Consider the following 16,822-nt stretch of genomic DNA (forward strand, 5'->3'; position numbering starts at 1 on the left):
ATAATTGTTAATTGACGTGTAAAATCAAAACGATTGAATTTTGTAAGATTCAACAAAAAACATACCTGAAAAGGTAACAACATCCTTATTTTGTAAGCGCTTTAAAAAGACAATATATCTAAAAAAAGAAACAATATCTTTATTGAGTGGGCACTTAAAAAAAACTATTCTAAACTTAAGTGAAAGCGGTACCTTTCAGATTTTGATATATTTTAAAAATTAATGTGCAGGTATTGTTTTTAACTAAAATTAAAAATTCAAAGGAGGAGAAAATTTGGAGAGTAAGCATTTCAAGAGAGCTTTTAATACCCTTCTTGCACTTGTGCTGATTGTGCCAACATTTTTAGTGAGTATGATTGTGCCATTACATGTAGGAGCAAATGTGTCTAATCCATGGGTTACAATTTCATCTGGAGGAAACGAAATCAATGCAATAATAGAACAAAATGGGAAGTCCTATGCAAGGCTTGGAACAGGTGCCGGAAATGATAATGGGGCTAAAGCTGCAATTTTTCAAGAACAAAATAAAGTCGCTAAAGAATCGGGAACGATGGAGTATACCTTTACTCCAGAAACCAGTGGTGAAGATACTAGATTTGGTTTCTATCCTCACTATATTGACAATAATAACTTCGTTTTTGTAGGCTACGACTCACTTGGATGGTTCTATGAATACAAATATCAAGGAAAAGGTGATTGGTTAAAAACGAGACCGAATGTTCCACTTCCAGAGGCTGGGACCTCACATTCCATAAAAATTGATTATAACGCAACCACTTTGAATATTACATTAGATGGAAAAGATTTATTTGGACCAGTTAATTTACCTAATGATGTAAATAACCTCCTTACAGGTAAGGAAGCGGTTAAACTCGGTGCTTTTGGAGATAAAAAAAGTCAAGTACTCATTGAATTAGGAAATGTACCTGGGGATGGAGGCACGGATCCAGGAGATGAAAAACTTGTCGACATTACGGATAATAAATTAGAAGAAGGCGACTTTAAAATTATCTCAGGAGACGGAAAAGTTACTTATAATGAAGATGGTTCAGCAACTTTCGGTGTTACATCTACCCAAAAGAATCGAATTGTCTATAACCAAATGAAAGCGATTAAAAATGGTGTTTTTGAAGCGGATGTTACTACTAATACTGATAAGATGAATCGCTTTGGATTAATCTATCGTGTTCAAAATGCATCTACATACACATATGTAGGAACAGGGGATACGAACGATCAGTATTTTGGTGAAACATTTGGACCTATAAACAATTGGACTTCGATGACTTCAAACGTGCCGTTAAAAGCAAAACAAACATACCATTTACGTTTAGTATTCATGGACGATGTTGCGACGTTATACATTGATGGTAAAAAGGTAGATTCTTGGACTTTAACAGGTGGTGTAGATCAAGCGGGGGGACTTGGGTTTGAAAAAAGCCGAGGAGCTGCCGATATTACGATTTCTAATATCAAAATCAAGGAATATAGTGCGCCAAAACCTCCAGATACCACGCCAGTAGAAGATACATTAAAGTCAAAGTATATGGATGTCATTATTGACCAAGTATTCCCGCGGGTTGTGAAATACAAAGTTGGCGATAAAGTAATGAATGGACAAGAATCACCTGTTTACGGATTGAAAGTAAATGGTGGACTATACTATCCTAAAGTAAGCTTTGAAAAGTTAAGCGATAGTGAAGTGCTATATACATTAAAAGTTGTGGATGAAATTAAAAATCTTGATGCTGTATTTAAAGTATCTTTGAAAGTAAATGATAATAAAGTTATTTATAGTTTCGATGAAATTAAAAATAATGGTAGTGCAAAAATTGAAACAGTTGAGTTTGCTGATATGAACGTTATCTCAGTAAATTCGGAGCAAAAAGGTGCAAAAGCTAAATTAACGAATATTAGTACTGATGTTAGGAAATCAGGAGATGTGGATGTAAGCGTAGATTCTTCTATGGAGGAAATAGGTACATCTACTAAAAATTATACTGCATTTTTGTCAAATGACGAATTGAGTGCGGGTGTATGGTCCAGTTCAGAAGTGGATGGCTATAAAAACTTAGTTGCTAATCGATATGTAAATAAAAATGGTGCGAAAGCAATGGGAATAGGTTCTAGTGCACTCTATTACCAAAGAGATTTTATGTCAGAACCACAAAAAAATAAACCAACTATAAAAATAGCTATCGCTAAAGATTTGAATACTGATAATAAGACAGATTGGCAAGATGCGGCGATTGCATATCGTGATATTATGCAAGACATTAAAGGATATCAAGATGTAAACAATAATGTTGGAATGCGTATTGCAATGAATTTCGGATCACAAGTACAACAACCATTCTTAAAAACAGCAGATAATGTTAAAAAGGTTGCTCTTGCTACAGATGAATTGGGGCAAGCTGTAATATTAAAAGGATATGCAAACGAAGGGCATGACAGTGGTCATCCAGATTATGGTGATGTGGGTGAACGTATGGGCGGTGCTAAAGATTTAAATACGCTTATTAAAGAGGGACGTAAGTATAATACCCAATTTGGTGTCCATATCAATGCGCAAGAAACTTATCCTGAAGCGAAAGCTTTCAATAATGATTTTATTGATCGTTCAAGTTCTTTAGGATGGGGATGGTTAGATCAATCTTATACAATTAATAAATTAAAAGATTTATATTCTGGAGCGCGTGCGAAAAGACTAGATGAATTGAAAACTGCTGTCCCTGATCTTGACTTTATCTATTTGGATGTATGGTATCAAAATCAATGGGAATCAAATAGAATAGCAGATCAATTTAAAGATAGGGGCTGGAGACTAACAACGGAATTTGGTGGTTCTATGGCCAATTATTCAACGTGGCAACACTGGGCTACCGATAAAAACTACGGTGGACCGGAAAGCAAAGGTATCAACTCAGAAGTACTACGCTTTATTAGCAATCACCAAAGAGATTCTTGGGTTTTGAATTGGCCTGAAGTAGGCGGAACTGCTGATCATCCATTGCTTGGTGGATTTGAATTAGCTGGTTTCGAAGGGTGGCAATCTGATAAGAATTTTGATAATTTTATTCGCATGACATTTGATACGAATCTACCTACTAAATTCTTACAAAAATATTATGTAACGAATTGGACAGCTGTAGAAGGGGATAAAAGCAAGACAAACTTAGAAAAGGAAATAAAATTGAAAGACCCAAGTAATGGGGATGTTGTCGATGTAACTAGAAAAGACAATTCTAGGGAACGTGTTATTACACTAAATGGAAACGTTGTACTTGATGGACACACTTATTTAATTCCTTGGGTGAAACAAGACTTTAAAAACCCAACTTCTAATTCTGAAAAACTATATCACTGGAATTTGGAAGGTGGTACAACTACTTGGACACTTCCAGATGAATATAAAGATGCATCTAGTGTTTATGTATACAAACTGACAGATCGCGGTAGAGCAGATATGAAAGAAGTCAAGGTCGTAAATAATAAGGTAACTTTGACAGCTAGTGCGGCAACTCCTTATGTTGTTGTACCAAAAAGAGATAAAGGTTTGGAAATCCTTGACTATGATTGGAGCAAGGGTGCTCATATATATGACGCAGGATTCAATACAGGAAAAGTAAGTGCATATACAACTATTCAAGGTGATAACAAAGCTGTAAGCGCCGTTAGAACGAATCAAACTGGAAGCAACCGTAATGTAAGTAGTGGAGATTACTACTTGAATATTGATAGTCCGTCAAAAGATACAACTGTTTCACGTGTCCTTACTGGTTTGGAACCAGGTAAAGATTATGTAGCAGAGGTATATGTTGAAAATAATAGTGATGTAAAGGCCGGAATTACAGTAACAGGTGGGAAAGAAGACGTAAACAATTACACACTTCGCAGCCTGCAAAAGAACTATGTTAAGGCAGATTCACATGCCTCAAATGATGGATACAATAGCAAAATGCAAATCATGCAAGTAAGCTTTACAGCTGTAACTAATAAAGCTAAATTAACTCTCAGCCGTGATTCCGGAAAAGGAAACACAAAATTTGATGATATTCGGATCGTTCAAAAGTCCTTGAAAAATCATGTCTCACCAATGGAATTTAAACAAGATTTTGAAACGGTAGTACAAGGTATTTACCCATTCGTTATTGGTAACACAGAAGGGGTAGAAGATAACAGAATTCATCTGTCTGAACTGCATGCCCCATATACGCAAAAAGGCTGGGCAGGTAAAAAATTAGTCGATGATGTATTAGGTGGGAATTGGTCCGTAAAAGTGAACACTGGAAATAAAGGTTTGCTGTACCGTACTATTCCTCAAAATTATCGTTTTGAACCTGGTGTAACTTATAAAGTATCATTTGACTATCAAACAACAGCAAATGCATTCCGCTTTATTTCAGGGGATCAAGAAATTGATGTTCGAGACATTGCGAGTGCAAAGGGATTGAGTGTGAATAACACTCTTACTGCATCTACTGACACAAAAACAGCAGAGTTTACTGTGACAGGTTCTGAGAACGGTCAAACTTATGTTGGAATTTTCAGTGATGGAACGAATTTAAACGGGGATACTGGAGCAGGTACGTTTATTTTAGATAATTTACGTATTGAAAAGGTGACTTCAGGGGGAGAGACACAGAGATAAAAACCTCGAATTAAGATAAAGGTAGTTTTATAGTTCGTGTAATATCGGAAATTAGAGGCCTATCTCAGAGGAGATAGGCCTCATTGTGTTCATTGAATCATGGGAAACTGATTTTTAAAAAATGTTCCTTTGTATGTTTTTAGTGAGTTGTTAAAAGTGAAAAGCAAGATGTCTAAAAAATACGACAAGATGTTGATTGTAGAAGTGTTTTTACATACGTATAATGTAACAAAATAGCATACTAAACGGGCGATTCAAGTATGCTAATAGCTTCTTCGGAGAAAGCAAAACGTATATTAGAATGGTGGTTATCCCATACGTCTGTTCATAAAATTATAAAAGGTACATAGAACTTGCATCGTAACAACGAAAACCGCTATAAGGTTAGAGGAGGTATATACTGATGATATATCAAGCTATCCAGCAGTTAATTGATTGTGCTATTGAAGTTCAATTGATTGAAAAAGAAGATGAAATATATACAAGGAATCAAATCCTTTCCTTACTTCGTTTAGATGACTTTGTAGTGGAAGCGTCAGCGCCCGCAAAGAAAGCAATTTCGGAGTTATTGGAAGAGTTAATTGAATATGCTTGTATGCATAAAGTCATTGAGGCAGTAATGAACGAGAAGGAGATTTTAGCAAGTGCAATTATGGATGTTTTTATGTCCAAACCGTCCGTTATCAATTCTCTATTTTATGAAAAATACGAACAAAATCCGAAGGCTGCGACAAATTACTTCTATGAGTTAAGTAAAAACAGCAACTATATCCAAATGAAGCAAATTTCCAAAAATATAAATTATAAAGTAAATACGGAATATGGACCCATTGATATAACGATTAATTTATCAAAACCGGAAAAAGACCCGAAACAAATTGCTAGAGAGAGAGTATTGGAAAGTACAAATTATCCAAAATGTTTACTCTGTATTGAGAATGAAGGATATAGAGGGAGAATTGGACATCCAGCACGCTCGAATCATCGTATGATTCGTATGAATCTTACAGATGAAAGCTGGTTTCTACAGTATTCTCCGTATATATATTTCAATGAACACTGTATTGTATTGTCTTCAGAACACCGTGATATGAAAATTGACCGTCAAACATTTTTACGTTTGTTAAAATTTGTAGAAAAATTCCCACATTATTTCCTTGGTTCTAATGCAGATTTGCCAATTGTAGGAGGATCTATTCTAACACATGACCACTATCAAGGTGGAAGTTATGAATTTGCTATGGCTAATGCATCAAACGACCTAATTTTTGAAATAACCAACTTTCCAGAAATGCAATGTTCTATTATTAAATGGCCTATGTCAGTTATTCGCTTAAGAAGTAACGATATAGAACAAGTAGTAAATGCAGGGGAGTACATATTAGAGAGGTGGAAGGGATATAGTGACCCTTCTGTTAATATATTGGCATTTACGAATGAAATTCCACATAATACGATTACGCCGATTGCACGCCACCGGGATGGTATGTACGAATTGGATCTTGTTTTGCGAAACAATTGCACAAGTGAAGAACATCCGCTGGGTATTTTCCACCCTCATGGGGAAGTACAGCATATTAAAAAGGAAAATATCGGCCTGATTGAAGTAATGGGGTTAGCTGTACTTCCTGCTCGTTTAAAAACAGAGCTTCAGGAAGTGGAAAAATTCTTACTTGATATTCCAAGTGATATTCCATCGTATCATATACGGTGGGCAGAACAATTAAAAACCAAATATAGCAATCAGATAAATGAACAAAATGTACAGGATATTGTAAGAGAAGAAGTGGGACGGAAATTTGTACAGGCGCTTGAAGATGCTGGTGTTTTTAAAAGAGACGAAGCAGGGATATCGGCGTTTAAACGTTTTATTCAGACTTTAAATTAGGAATGGCCAGAGGGAAATAGAGAATGGTAAAAGGAAATATTTGAAGCAGAAAAGGAAGGGACCTGGTAGTTTTACGGTGATTACAAAATTATCTATTTATATGATAAGGGAGGTAATAATGTGGGGAAGTGTGAGCATAAGCAACTACAGGAATTGAAACAGGTGGGTGGCCCTATATTAATGATGTGTATAAAATGTAATCAAATCCTTAAAGTGTCAAAAGGGTCCAGTACAAAAATAAAGTAAAAAAGAATTAAGCGCATGTATTCCTGATTGGTGAAACAGCAATTGGCGGGATCATAAATCTTTTTGTGTAAATGGTTTTGCTAATTTATAGCACCCGGCTGTATATAGTAAAGTAAGATTGCAGGAAATAGATGATTTAGCAGTGGAGCAATTGGATTTAATAATGCCGAGTGGTGAGAATTCAATTAGTGCTTTACTAAAGCATTTAGCGTTAGCATGGTTATTAAATAAAGAAGGAATTGATACTGTTATTCCTGGCGGGAAGCGAGCAGCGCAAATAAGAGAAAGTGTAAGAGCGGTGGATGTTTTATTGAATGAACAAGATATGAAACAAATTGAATCTATATTAGAAGATTAGAAGGGAAGAGGTGAGTGTTTTAACGCTGAGCTTCTTTTCTACAACAAAATAAAAAATCCCTACAGAGATAGGGATTTATATATCGGCATATAGTTCCTTGGAAAAGGATATACTTAGCTTACCATACTGGAGTACGTATATTTGTGAAATAGATGTGAAAGTAATGTGAAAATGCCGTAATAAAAAGCACTGTTTTAGCTAAAACAGTGCTTTTCTCTTTGATTGCACAGTTGCTGCATTTTCATCATGTATGCCTGCTTCTTCAGTAATTCGTTTTTTTACTTTATTTAATAGATGGTCTACTGCTTCACCAAAAAAGTTAGCTTCGCTTTTTGTGCGGGCTTCTCGTAAACATTTATAGTTTTCTAGCAGTTCCTCTTTTTCGGAGTTTGTTAAGAAATCTTCTATTTTCTTTTTTGTCATACGAAACACCCTTTCTTCTGACAAACGACGCAATAGAAAATATTTATTTTTCATTATAACAATAATTTTTAAAGAAAGTATAGATTAACGTCGTAATAATTTGTCAATTTCTTGAATTTTCTCATCAGCTTTCCCGATTTGCGTATTTTTAGCCTGTTCACCACCTAAAGCTTGATGAAGTAAAAATGTTTGACCTGAAATGGCAGTTACAATTGATACTTTTATAATTTCTTTTACTGTGGTGACATCGAATAAAACGAGTCCAAGAAGTGCAGCTAGGCTACCGGTAAATATATCGGTTAAAAAACCAAAGTGGAAAAACGTTTTTAAACGGCGTGGAAGCAATAACTTACCTTGGTTATTGATCAGATGGGAAACGAAGCCAGTAACGCCACCAACAAGAACAGCAGTTAGCCATTGATACATTTCCATCGAATCCACTCCTTTTAGTGAATAAGATTCGTTTATTAAATATATATTCCTTTTTTAATTTTATATCAGCATATTGAGAAAATTTGTTCTGGCTATTTGCTTGTTTAATTTAATTATAACAGAAAAATCTGATATATTTCAGTCTATTATATGAAGCATTTTTTCACTAATATGAATTCAGAAAGGGGTGCGTGAAATGTATATAGATTATCGAATAAGAAGTGTAGATGGTTATACAAAAAATATAGGTGAACTTGTAAGTATGATGGAGCATACCCGGGCAGTAACATTACAGGAAATAGATGATTTAGCAGTGGAGCAATTGGATTTAATAATGCCGAGTGGTGAGAATTCAATTGGTGCTTTACTGAAGCATATAGCGGCTATAGAAAAAGTCCATCAGCTTATTTCTTTTCAAAATCGTGATTTTACAAAAGAAGAATTAGAAGTATGGGAAGATGCACTGTATTTAGGGGAAGCGGGGAGATCTATCCGTGGTTATGAAATACAGTATTATGTACAACTTTTACAGAAAGTTCGAGAAGAAACATTAGAGTATTTGAGACAACGGGATGATGAATGGCTAATGTCAGAAAGAAAGTGGCCTAATGGTGTAGCATATAATCAGCACTACCTTTGGTTTCACGTGCTAGAAGATGAAATTAGTCATCGCGGACAAATTAAAATGCTGAAAAATAAGTTATTTGAAAATTACGTTAAATAAAGTAGCTTTTTAACGGGATATTCCATATAATGAGAGTAATTAAAATTAGAACGGGGTGATGTATTATGGCGAAATTAACTTATATGAATAATAAACCAAATACAAAGGTGGATGGAAAGGGCGATACTATATAAGTGAGCGCACTATCCTTCCACTTAGATTATAAACTAGGGAGGATATCAATTTGAATCAAAATATTTTAGAATCGTTCGGCTGGGATTCTTTTTTTGAAGAACAAGCTGTTGAGAACTATGAAGTAGGACGTATTTTACTTGAACATAAGCATATATATCGCATTATTTGTAATGATGGTGAATATATGGCAGAACTGTCTGGGAAGTTTCGGCATGAAGCGGTAACGAAAGGAGATTACCCAGCGGTTGGTGATTGGGTGTATATAAAGAAAATAGAAAATGAGCAAAAGGCAATCATTCATCGTATTTTTTCGAGAAGAAGTTCTTTTTCAAGACAAGAAGCTGGTAATAGAACTGAAGAACAAATTATTGCAGCAAATGTAGATTATTTATTTTTAGTGAATGCACTTAACCATGATTTTAACGTAAGAAGGCTGGAGCGTTATTTACTATTAGCGTATGAAAGTGGTGCAATGCCTGTTATTGTTTTAACAAAAAGTAGTTTATGTGAAGATGTGGAACAAAAAATCGTAGAAACGGAAGCTGTTGCAATTGGTGTTCCGATCTTCGTCGTCGATAGTTTAGAGCATACAGGTATTGACTCGTTACAACAATTTGTTGCTTCAGGAAAAACAATTGCTTTAGTCGGCTCATCGGGGGTTGGAAAATCTACTTTGTTAAATGCACTCGTAGGAATTGAGATAGCGAAAACGGGAGATATACGTGAGGAAGATAGTAAAGGGCGGCATACGACAACTCATCGTGAGCTGTTCCAACTACCGAGTGGGGGCTTAGTCATTGATACTCCTGGCATGAGGGAGTTGCAGCTTTGGGAAGGAAGCAATGCAATTCAAACAACATTTTCTGATATTGAAGAACTTGCAAAAACATGCCGCTTCCGAGATTGTAAACATGAGAATGAACCAGGATGCGCAGTGCATAAAGCAATTGATAACGGGCTAATGACGATAAATCGTTTGCAAAGTTATAAAAAATTGCAAAGAGAATTGGCGTATTTTATGAGAAAACAAGATGCTATTCTCGCAAGAGCTGAGCGTGATAAGTGGAAGAAGATTTCTAAGCAACATAAAAAAATGTAAAAAACCAAAGGACTATTCCTTTGGTTTTTTGTATTTGTAAATTTTATAATAATATTATTCATATATATAGACAAAGGGGAAATATTTGTTTAAACTTTACAAGGTGTTTATCAAAAACGAATTGTAAAAATAGAGGATAGGGAATGGGATATATTCATAATTGGTTATTTATCTTTAAAACTTAATATTTAAATGTAGGAGGTTTATAATGAGTAAACTGTTAAGGTGGTTTCGAGATATAAAAGTAGCAAAAAAGCTATTAATTTCATTTTTGATAATTTTAATTGCAGCTGTCTCTATTATTGGAGGCATGTCTTATCAAACGGCTAAAAAGAATTTTGAATCACAAATTACGAGTAGTGCTCACGATAATATAAAAATATTAGATAATTTAATCAATCAAATGATTGAGGCGAAATTTAACGAAGTAAATAACTTTGCACGAGTGATTCATAGTGATATGTATCAAGGAGATAATCAAGATGAATTAAGAAAGCTGTTATCTCAATATATTAATTTGAATAAAGATATTGAACAAGTATATGTTGCCGGCAATGATAAGAAGTTTGTGCAAGAACCAAATATACAAATGGCAGCAGATTATGATCCAACAACCCGCTCTTGGTATAAAGATGCAGTGAGTAAACAAGGTGGAATCGTGGTCACTGAACCGTATAAGGCGAAAGGAAATGGACATATTGTCGTAACGATTGCGAAACAAACAGAAGATAAAAATGGTGTTGTTGCGGTAGATTTAAGTTTAGAGAATTTATTGAAAACAACAAAGTTAATCAATATTGGTAAAAAAGGCTATGCTTTCATTTTAGATGGAAAACAAAAAATAATTGCTCACCCTCAAGAAAAATCAGGTGACAAGGCAGCTGATTCTTGGGCAAAGAAAATTTACGAAGATAATCAGGGCACTTTTTCATACACGTATGACGGTAGTGAAAAGAAAATGGTATTTGCTACAAACTTAAAAACAGGATGGAAAATCGGTGGAACGATGTACTCAAATGAAGTAATTGAAGCTGCTCAGCCTGTATTTTATAATATGTTAATTGTAATGTTTATTTCATTAGTTGTAGGCGGAGCGCTTATTTATTTCGTGACACTTTCTATTACCAAACCTTTAAAACAATTAGTTGTCACTTCTAAAGAAATAAGCGAAGGGGATTTAACGCAAACAATTGAAATTCATTCAAACGATGAAATTGGTCAACTTGCAAAAGGTTTTAATGAGATGACAGATTCACTACGAACGTTAATTGGAAGAATTAATGATTCAGCCGGGCATGTTGCAGCGGCATCAGAAGAGCTAACTGCGAGTGTAAGACAAGCGAGTGAAGCAACGGAACAAATTACAATGGCAATGGATGAAATATCAAGTGGGGCAACGACGCAAACAACAAGTGTAGAAAATGGTGCGATGTTACTGTTTGATGTAACAGAAGGAATTCAGCATGTAGCAAATAGTTCATCATCTATTAATACGGCTTCTACTCATACTCGTGAAAAAGCAGAAGATGGTGGAAAGCTAGTAGGGAAAACAGTAAATCAAATGCAGTCTATTGCAGAATCTGTTTCACAATCTGATGCAGTTATACAGTTATTAAATAATAAATCAAAGCAAATTGGTGACATATTAGAAGTAATCCAAAATATTGCAGATCAAACAAATCTTCTTGCTTTAAATGCTGCAATTGAAGCTGCAAGAGCTGGTGAGCACGGAAGAGGATTTGCGATCGTTGCAGATGAAGTACGTAAATTGGCAGAGCAATCTAGCGTATCTTCCAGTGAAATTAGTAAATTAATATGTGAAATACAAGATGATATGAGTAAGACAGTAAAATCTATGGGTCATGTAAATGAAGAAGTTCAATCTGGACTAGTTATTGCAAATGAAACGAAGCAAAACTTTGCTGAGATTTTACAATCTACAAATGAAATTGCTAATCAAATTAAAACGATGGTTGAAACGGCTAATGGGATGTCAAAAGGTGCCAATGAAGTATCTATTTCAGTAGGGCAAATTGCAATGACAGCACAAAATAATGCGACGAGTACACAAAGTGTCGCGGCGTCTGCTGAAGAACAATTAGCTTCGATGGAGGAAATTGGTTCCGCAGCTGGTACATTATCTCAAATGGCTGAAGAGTTACAAGGATTAATTGAAAGATTTAAAGTATAAAAAGGGGAGGCTGTCTCAAAATAGCATTAGTGCTATTAGAGACAGTCTTTTTAGCTGATAAACGGATTAGAGGTTCAATGTATTTAATATTTGTCGAAAAATAGAGGAATTTGTTAAGTGGGTGTATAATGAATATAGTATAGATTACATATAAAGGAGATCAGTATGGGAGTGTATTGGGGAACGAAAAGAAATTCTTGGCTTAGCTATGTCTCGTTTTGGTTAAGTATTTTATTCTTTGTTGTTTTTTTAATTGAAGTGTTTGTATTTAAAACACTTTCAAATAGTTCATTACAAATTGTTAAATATCTTTATTTGATATTTGTCCCATTAAATATCATTCTTAGTTTAAGGTTATTATCTAAGAAGAATGAAAAGAAAATATTACCGATTTTTAGTTTAATTGTATCACTATTATTTGCCAGTTTAATTATAGTGTTAGCATTAGTAGCTACAGGAAAAGTCTTATGAGGAGAGTGATATAAATTACTCTTCTTTTTTGTGTTTTTTTAAGATGTATAAGTAGTGTGTAGGAAATAAGGAAAGTGATAAGTTATCAGTAAGAGGACGTACTAGTGAATAGTGAGTGAACTGAAAATACTATATGTTTTGTATGTGTATATAAAGCAAATGAGTGCGGTAAGATTCGTGATATATGGTACAATAAACATGGATAGTGATAGAGATAAAGGGTATATAAAATACTCATCGTTTTTTAGTAAGAGAGGGGTTATCTTATGCTATACGAGGATTTGATGACATTATTCCAAGCAGCTCCGATAGAATTGGATAGAGGCGGCTGGAAATATATAATCCAGGAACAAAATGATAATTATGAAATTGTTGATGAAATGTTAAAAAAGCAAATGAATGTTGAATTGTATTTTAATGAGTATGATGAGGTGAAAATCACTTTATATAAAGATGGAAGCCCTATTACTACTATGCAAAGAATTGCTATTTCAAAAGTTGAGTTGGATGAAGAGGAAGACGGCATTCAATTCGTATTAGAACGCATGCCAAGTCGAATGATTCGTTTGCAATTAAAGCCATACCTTGCAGTAGAAATGGGGCCGTACTGGGAAGTATGTGAAGACTGTGAATGAACATGAAAAAACATCCGTATACACGGATGTTTTTTCATGTTTTTTGAAGTTGTTTAAAGGCAATAATCGGTAGTAAGATGATGCTCACCCAACCGATAATAGGGTATAGAATATGAAGTAATTCACTATATCCGATGAAACTAAAGCAATAACTAATTAGTAATATGAAGTAAATAATGTTATTACTTTTCCATCCGGTAATGGATTGCATTTGTTTTGTCATTCCGAATATATTCCCAACTAATGTTGTGAATACTTCACCAAAAATGATAAGAACAAAGAAAAAATGGAAAGTTGCATTAAACCTTCTTACAACTTCAGCCATTGGGATGTTATATTGATAAAATTGATCAACTGATAATATTGCTAAATGGCTACATAATAAAATAAAGCAAAGTCCCGCGCCTCCTAAAATACCACCCCATAAAATAGCTTTTCGATCTTTTACTTCACTGGCCAATGGGACAAGAACACTTTGGGCGAGAGAAAGATTTAATGCGACATATGTAATAGGGCTAGTAATCCATTTCATATTCCAACTTTCTGTAGGAACGGTGTCAATAATAGGAGTTGTACCATGAATAAAGGTTGTAATAGCAAGTCCGATAATAAAAATCATCATAATAGGTACGACAAGTGTATTCACTTCAAAAACACCTTGTAATCCCCGGCTCCCAATAATGAGGCAGGCGATGACTGTGATGAAAATACCAAGTTGCCTCGGGAGACGGAGTTGTTCTTCAAATACTGCCCCGGCTCCTGATAACATAACGCTAGTTACGCCAAATAATACGAGTAATAATAAAGTATTTACAACATTTCCAAATACATCCCCAAATAAATATTTGTTAAATTCTTGCGCTGAAAATGCCCCGATCTGTGATGAAAGTAACATCATCTTTGTACCGAGCCAAATAAAAAAAAATCCACTTATACATATGCCAATGGTCCCGTACAATCCGTTAACTGTAAAAAATTCAACAATTTCTCGTCCAGTAGCAAATCCAGCTCCAACGACAGTTCCGATATAAGTAGCAGCGACTTTCTTTGCTACTTGCCATTGTTGATTGTCCATGTTATCCCTCTTTCTTCTATGATGAGCTTGACTTACTATTATGCATATGTGTGAGCTTGGACAATTAGACATATGAAGTAGTTGAAAGAATACATGAATTATATGAGAGTAGGGAAATATTAAAGGTGTTAAAACTTTGTTACATGTAAGCTGTTTATTCGGAAAAATAGGGAATGTATGGTAAAATGACGTTAGGTTATTAAAAGATAGTAACATGATAAGAGGAGTGGATTGTATGAGTACGAAAACAAATGTTGTTGAAGTATTAAACAAGCAGGTAGCAAACTGGAATGTATTATATGTGAAACTGCATAATTATCATTGGTATGTGACAGGACCACACTTCTTTACATTACATGAGAAATTTGAAGAGTTTTATAATGAAGCAGGAACGTACATTGATGAGTTAGCAGAGCGTATTTTAGCGTTAGAAGGAAAACCGTTAGCGACAATGAAAGAGTACTTAGCAACTTCAACTGTAATCGAAGGGACAAGCAAAGAGTCTGCAGAAGAAATGGTACAAACTTTAGTAAACGATTTTTCTGCACTTATTCAAGAATTAAAAGAAGGTATGGAAGTAGCTGGTGAAGCTGGTGATGAAACGTCAGCTGATATGCTATTAGCAATTCATACGACATTAGAACAACATGTATGGATGTTAAGTGCATTCTTAAAATAAACATAAATTGATTACAGAAAAACTCTATCGAAAAATTCTTTCAATAGAGTTTTTTATAATTTTTCAGTTTTCTTTTATGCTATAATATAGTAAAAAGGAGGCGATACGATGTTTCGCTTTTTCAGAACTGGAAAAGAAGATAGGGAAATTACGAAAGATGAATTAGAACAAGCGATGGCTAAGTTTCTAGAAACGAATGCTAATATCGTTTATACAGTCTTAGTAAATGATGATTACACAGTAAATTATGATTTGTTAAAGCCTTATTTACCTGCATTTCCAACAAATTTTTTTCTGATAACGAAGGAAACGCTTGAAGTATTTGAACATACAGAAGAAAATTTAAACCTAGTTAAAGAAATTGATATCGTACAAAAGGCCGTAGATCAATATGTAACAGAAAAAGAAATGTTCCCAATTGTTGAAGATAGCGAAGATCGCCTCATATGCGGAGTGAAATTAGGACCATATTTAAATCGTATATTAAAAAGAAACTTATATATTTCAGAAAAGCATTATTTAGTTTCAAGTAAACCAGATAAGAAAAAAAGAATAGTGGGTAAGATGTTATGAGAACAACAATAATATATTGTTGTCTTTTTTTTTTGAAATATTGATTTTTCAGTTTATTTAGTTTTATACTACAACTAGTGGATAGGAAGGAGTGGTGTATTATGCGTATACATACATTAATTATTAAATATCATTCTGAGAAGCAGGTATTGTTAAGTTGAATTGTAGAATTCACCTACTTATACCGTGACCCTAGAATGATAGGAAGATTGGAGAAACAATTATTATAAAAAGTTACGGGGGAATTTCTATATGAAAAATAGTATGACTTATATTAAGTTATTAAATGAAACGTTAGATTGTTATGCAAATAAAGGAAGTTTTGAGGCGTATTCTTACATAATGAAAAACGCTAAAGATGTAATGGGTAATGAAGCACAAATATATAATTTTAAATATGCGTTAGCAAGTGCTGCAGGACTTGAAGAAGAAGCGATGTATTTAATGAAGGAAGCCATTATAGAGAATGGATTTTGGTACGGAAGTGAGTATTTAATTTCCGATGATGATTTAAAACCACTACATAAATTTGAAGAGTTTCATAGAATGGTTCAATTATGTAAAGAAAGAGAAGAATTAGCAAAGAAATCGGAACAAGCAGACCTGAAATATAAATACAGCAAACAAAATGAAAATCTACTAATAACACTGCATGGGGATCAAGAAAATATACAAATAATAGAACCATATTGGAACTCTGTAATGGAACAAGGTTTTATGCTGGCATTGCCTCAATCTTCCCAAATTCAATTTTCAGATGGATATGTTTGGGATAATATCGAAAGAGGAAGAGAAGAGTTAAAAGGACATTACAATAAGATTAAAGTGAATAAAACATTTGGAAATATTATTATTGGTGGCTTTTCTGCTGGGGCAAGAGTAGCGTTACATTCCATGTTGCAAGGTGAAATAGAAGTGAACGGTTTTATTTTTGTGGCACCGTGGCTCCCGGAAATGGAAGAATGGGAAGAAATGATTGGAATATTACATGATAAAAGCATAAAAGGATATATAATATGTGGGGATCAAGATGAAGATTGTTTCGAATGTACACAGCAATTTGTAAAGTTATTAAAGGATAAAGATATAGAACATAAGTATAAAGTTGTGCCTAACTTAAAACATGATTATCCTCATAATTTTGATGAGTTATTAAAAGAGGCTATTGAATATATAGGAAGCAAAAACAATTGATTGGTAGTAAGAAAGGGAGATGCATCATATGTGATGTATCTCCCTTTC

At 34.2% G+C, this 16,822-nt stretch carries 13 protein-coding genes and 2 pseudogenes; 12 read left to right on the top strand and 3 right to left on the bottom strand.

What is annotated here, in order from left to right:
* Positions 1-274: 274 nt before the first annotated feature.
* The 3 genes and pseudogenes from EXW56_RS09830 to EXW56_RS09840 form a co-directional block, all read left to right on the top strand.
* The gene (locus tag EXW56_RS09830) at positions 275-4,651 is read left to right on the top strand and encodes an endo-alpha-N-acetylgalactosaminidase family protein (RefSeq protein ID WP_215597405.1); all 4,377 of its coding nucleotides are present in this window, start codon (positions 275-277) and stop codon (positions 4,649-4,651) included.
* Between the two features lie 403 nt (positions 4,652-5,054).
* Positions 5,055-6,539 (top strand): UDP-glucose--hexose-1-phosphate uridylyltransferase, encoded by a 1,485-nt coding sequence (gene galT, locus EXW56_RS09835; protein WP_215597406.1) that lies wholly within the window; start codon positions 5,055-5,057, stop codon positions 6,537-6,539.
* A gap of 442 nt (positions 6,540-6,981) precedes the next feature.
* Positions 6,982-7,143: pseudogene (locus EXW56_RS09840) on the top strand (aldo/keto reductase); the annotation flags it as partial.
* Between the two features lie 198 nt (positions 7,144-7,341).
* Here EXW56_RS09840 and EXW56_RS09845 read toward each other — a convergent pair.
* Entirely contained in the window at positions 7,342-7,566 is a 225-nt protein-coding gene (locus EXW56_RS09845; RefSeq protein WP_002200793.1) for a hypothetical protein, read from the bottom strand.
* Between the two features lie 84 nt (positions 7,567-7,650).
* The gene (locus tag EXW56_RS09850) at positions 7,651-7,998 is read right to left on the bottom strand and encodes a DUF4257 domain-containing protein (RefSeq protein WP_002200792.1); all 348 of its coding nucleotides are present in this window, start codon (positions 7,996-7,998) and stop codon (positions 7,651-7,653) included.
* Between the two features lie 196 nt (positions 7,999-8,194).
* Here EXW56_RS09850 and EXW56_RS09855 point away from each other — a divergent pair, with 196 nt between their 5' ends.
* The 6 genes and pseudogenes from EXW56_RS09855 (at position 8,195) to EXW56_RS09875 (ending at position 13,253) form a co-directional block, all read left to right on the top strand.
* The gene (locus tag EXW56_RS09855) at positions 8,195-8,722 is read left to right on the top strand and encodes a DinB family protein (protein WP_199661325.1); all 528 of its coding nucleotides are present in this window, start codon (positions 8,195-8,197) and stop codon (positions 8,720-8,722) included.
* Positions 8,723-8,906: 184 nt separating this feature from the next.
* Positions 8,907-9,956, top strand: a complete 1,050-nt coding sequence (gene rsgA / locus EXW56_RS09860) for a ribosome small subunit-dependent GTPase A (protein WP_002202295.1) — start codon at positions 8,907-8,909, stop codon at positions 9,954-9,956.
* Between the two features lie 310 nt (positions 9,957-10,266).
* Positions 10,267-11,205 (top strand): annotated as a pseudogene (locus tag EXW56_RS28075) (HAMP domain-containing protein); the annotation flags it as partial.
* 123 nt (positions 11,206-11,328) lie between these two features.
* Positions 11,329-12,147, top strand: a complete 819-nt coding sequence (locus EXW56_RS28080) for a methyl-accepting chemotaxis protein (protein WP_407057248.1) — start codon at positions 11,329-11,331, stop codon at positions 12,145-12,147.
* Positions 12,148-12,312: 165 nt separating this feature from the next.
* Entirely contained in the window at positions 12,313-12,618 is a 306-nt protein-coding gene (locus EXW56_RS09870) for a hypothetical protein (RefSeq protein WP_002200788.1), read from the top strand.
* Between the two features lie 266 nt (positions 12,619-12,884).
* Positions 12,885-13,253 (top strand): DUF3979 family protein, encoded by a 369-nt coding sequence (locus EXW56_RS09875; RefSeq protein ID WP_002086098.1) that lies wholly within the window; start codon positions 12,885-12,887, stop codon positions 13,251-13,253.
* A gap of 34 nt (positions 13,254-13,287) precedes the next feature.
* On the opposite strand, the gene EXW56_RS09880 is transcribed toward EXW56_RS09875, so the two are convergent.
* A complete protein-coding gene (locus tag EXW56_RS09880; RefSeq protein WP_002200787.1) occupies positions 13,288-14,328 on the bottom strand; it encodes a YkvI family membrane protein in 1,041 nt (346 codons plus the stop codon).
* A gap of 235 nt (positions 14,329-14,563) precedes the next feature.
* Between EXW56_RS09880 and EXW56_RS09885 the strand changes: the two genes are divergently transcribed.
* The 3 genes from EXW56_RS09885 (at position 14,564) to EXW56_RS09895 (ending at position 16,774) form a co-directional block, all read left to right on the top strand.
* Positions 14,564-15,007, top strand: coding sequence for a Dps family protein (locus EXW56_RS09885; RefSeq protein WP_002200786.1), 444 nt, complete (start codon positions 14,564-14,566; stop codon positions 15,005-15,007).
* 108 nt (positions 15,008-15,115) lie between these two features.
* Positions 15,116-15,580 carry a DUF3939 domain-containing protein gene (locus tag EXW56_RS09890; protein ID WP_002158214.1) on the top strand — a complete coding sequence of 155 codons (465 nt, stop codon included), beginning with the start codon at positions 15,116-15,118 and terminating at the stop codon, positions 15,578-15,580.
* A 252-nt stretch (positions 15,581-15,832) separates the two neighbouring features.
* The gene (locus EXW56_RS09895; protein WP_002200785.1) at positions 15,833-16,774 is read left to right on the top strand and encodes an alpha/beta hydrolase; all 942 of its coding nucleotides are present in this window, start codon (positions 15,833-15,835) and stop codon (positions 16,772-16,774) included.
* Positions 16,775-16,822: the final 48 nt, after the last annotated feature.

It is taken from the genome of Bacillus mycoides, assembly GCF_018742245.1.
In the GTDB taxonomy this organism is placed as follows: Bacteria; Bacillota; Bacilli; order Bacillales; family Bacillaceae_G; genus Bacillus_A; species Bacillus_A cereus_U.

What these genes read in the sequence shown, in the direction of transcription:
- EXW56_RS09875 (WP_002086098.1), top strand. Translation starts at nt 12,885, where the DNA reads ATGCTATACGAGGATTTGATGACATTATTCCAAGCAGCTCCGATAGAA.
- EXW56_RS09885 (WP_002200786.1), top strand. Translation starts at nt 14,564, where the DNA reads ATGAGTACGAAAACAAATGTTGTTGAAGTATTAAACAAGCAGGTAGCA.
- EXW56_RS09850 (WP_002200792.1), bottom strand. Translation starts at nt 7,998, where the DNA reads ATGGAAATGTATCAATGGCTAACTGCTGTTCTTGTTGGTGGCGTTACT.
- EXW56_RS09855 (WP_199661325.1), top strand. Translation starts at nt 8,195, where the DNA reads ATGTATATAGATTATCGAATAAGAAGTGTAGATGGTTATACAAAAAAT.
- EXW56_RS09890 (WP_002158214.1), top strand. Translation starts at nt 15,116, where the DNA reads ATGTTTCGCTTTTTCAGAACTGGAAAAGAAGATAGGGAAATTACGAAA.
- EXW56_RS09845 (WP_002200793.1), bottom strand. Translation starts at nt 7,566, where the DNA reads ATGACAAAAAAGAAAATAGAAGATTTCTTAACAAACTCCGAAAAAGAG.
- EXW56_RS09870 (WP_002200788.1), top strand. Translation starts at nt 12,313, where the DNA reads ATGGGAGTGTATTGGGGAACGAAAAGAAATTCTTGGCTTAGCTATGTC.
- EXW56_RS09880 (WP_002200787.1), bottom strand. Translation starts at nt 14,328, where the DNA reads ATGGACAATCAACAATGGCAAGTAGCAAAGAAAGTCGCTGCTACTTAT.
- EXW56_RS09895 (WP_002200785.1), top strand. Translation starts at nt 15,833, where the DNA reads ATGAAAAATAGTATGACTTATATTAAGTTATTAAATGAAACGTTAGAT.
- EXW56_RS28080 (WP_407057248.1), top strand. Translation starts at nt 11,329, where the DNA reads ATGGATGAAATATCAAGTGGGGCAACGACGCAAACAACAAGTGTAGAA.
- galT (WP_215597406.1), top strand. Translation starts at nt 5,055, where the DNA reads ATGATATATCAAGCTATCCAGCAGTTAATTGATTGTGCTATTGAAGTT.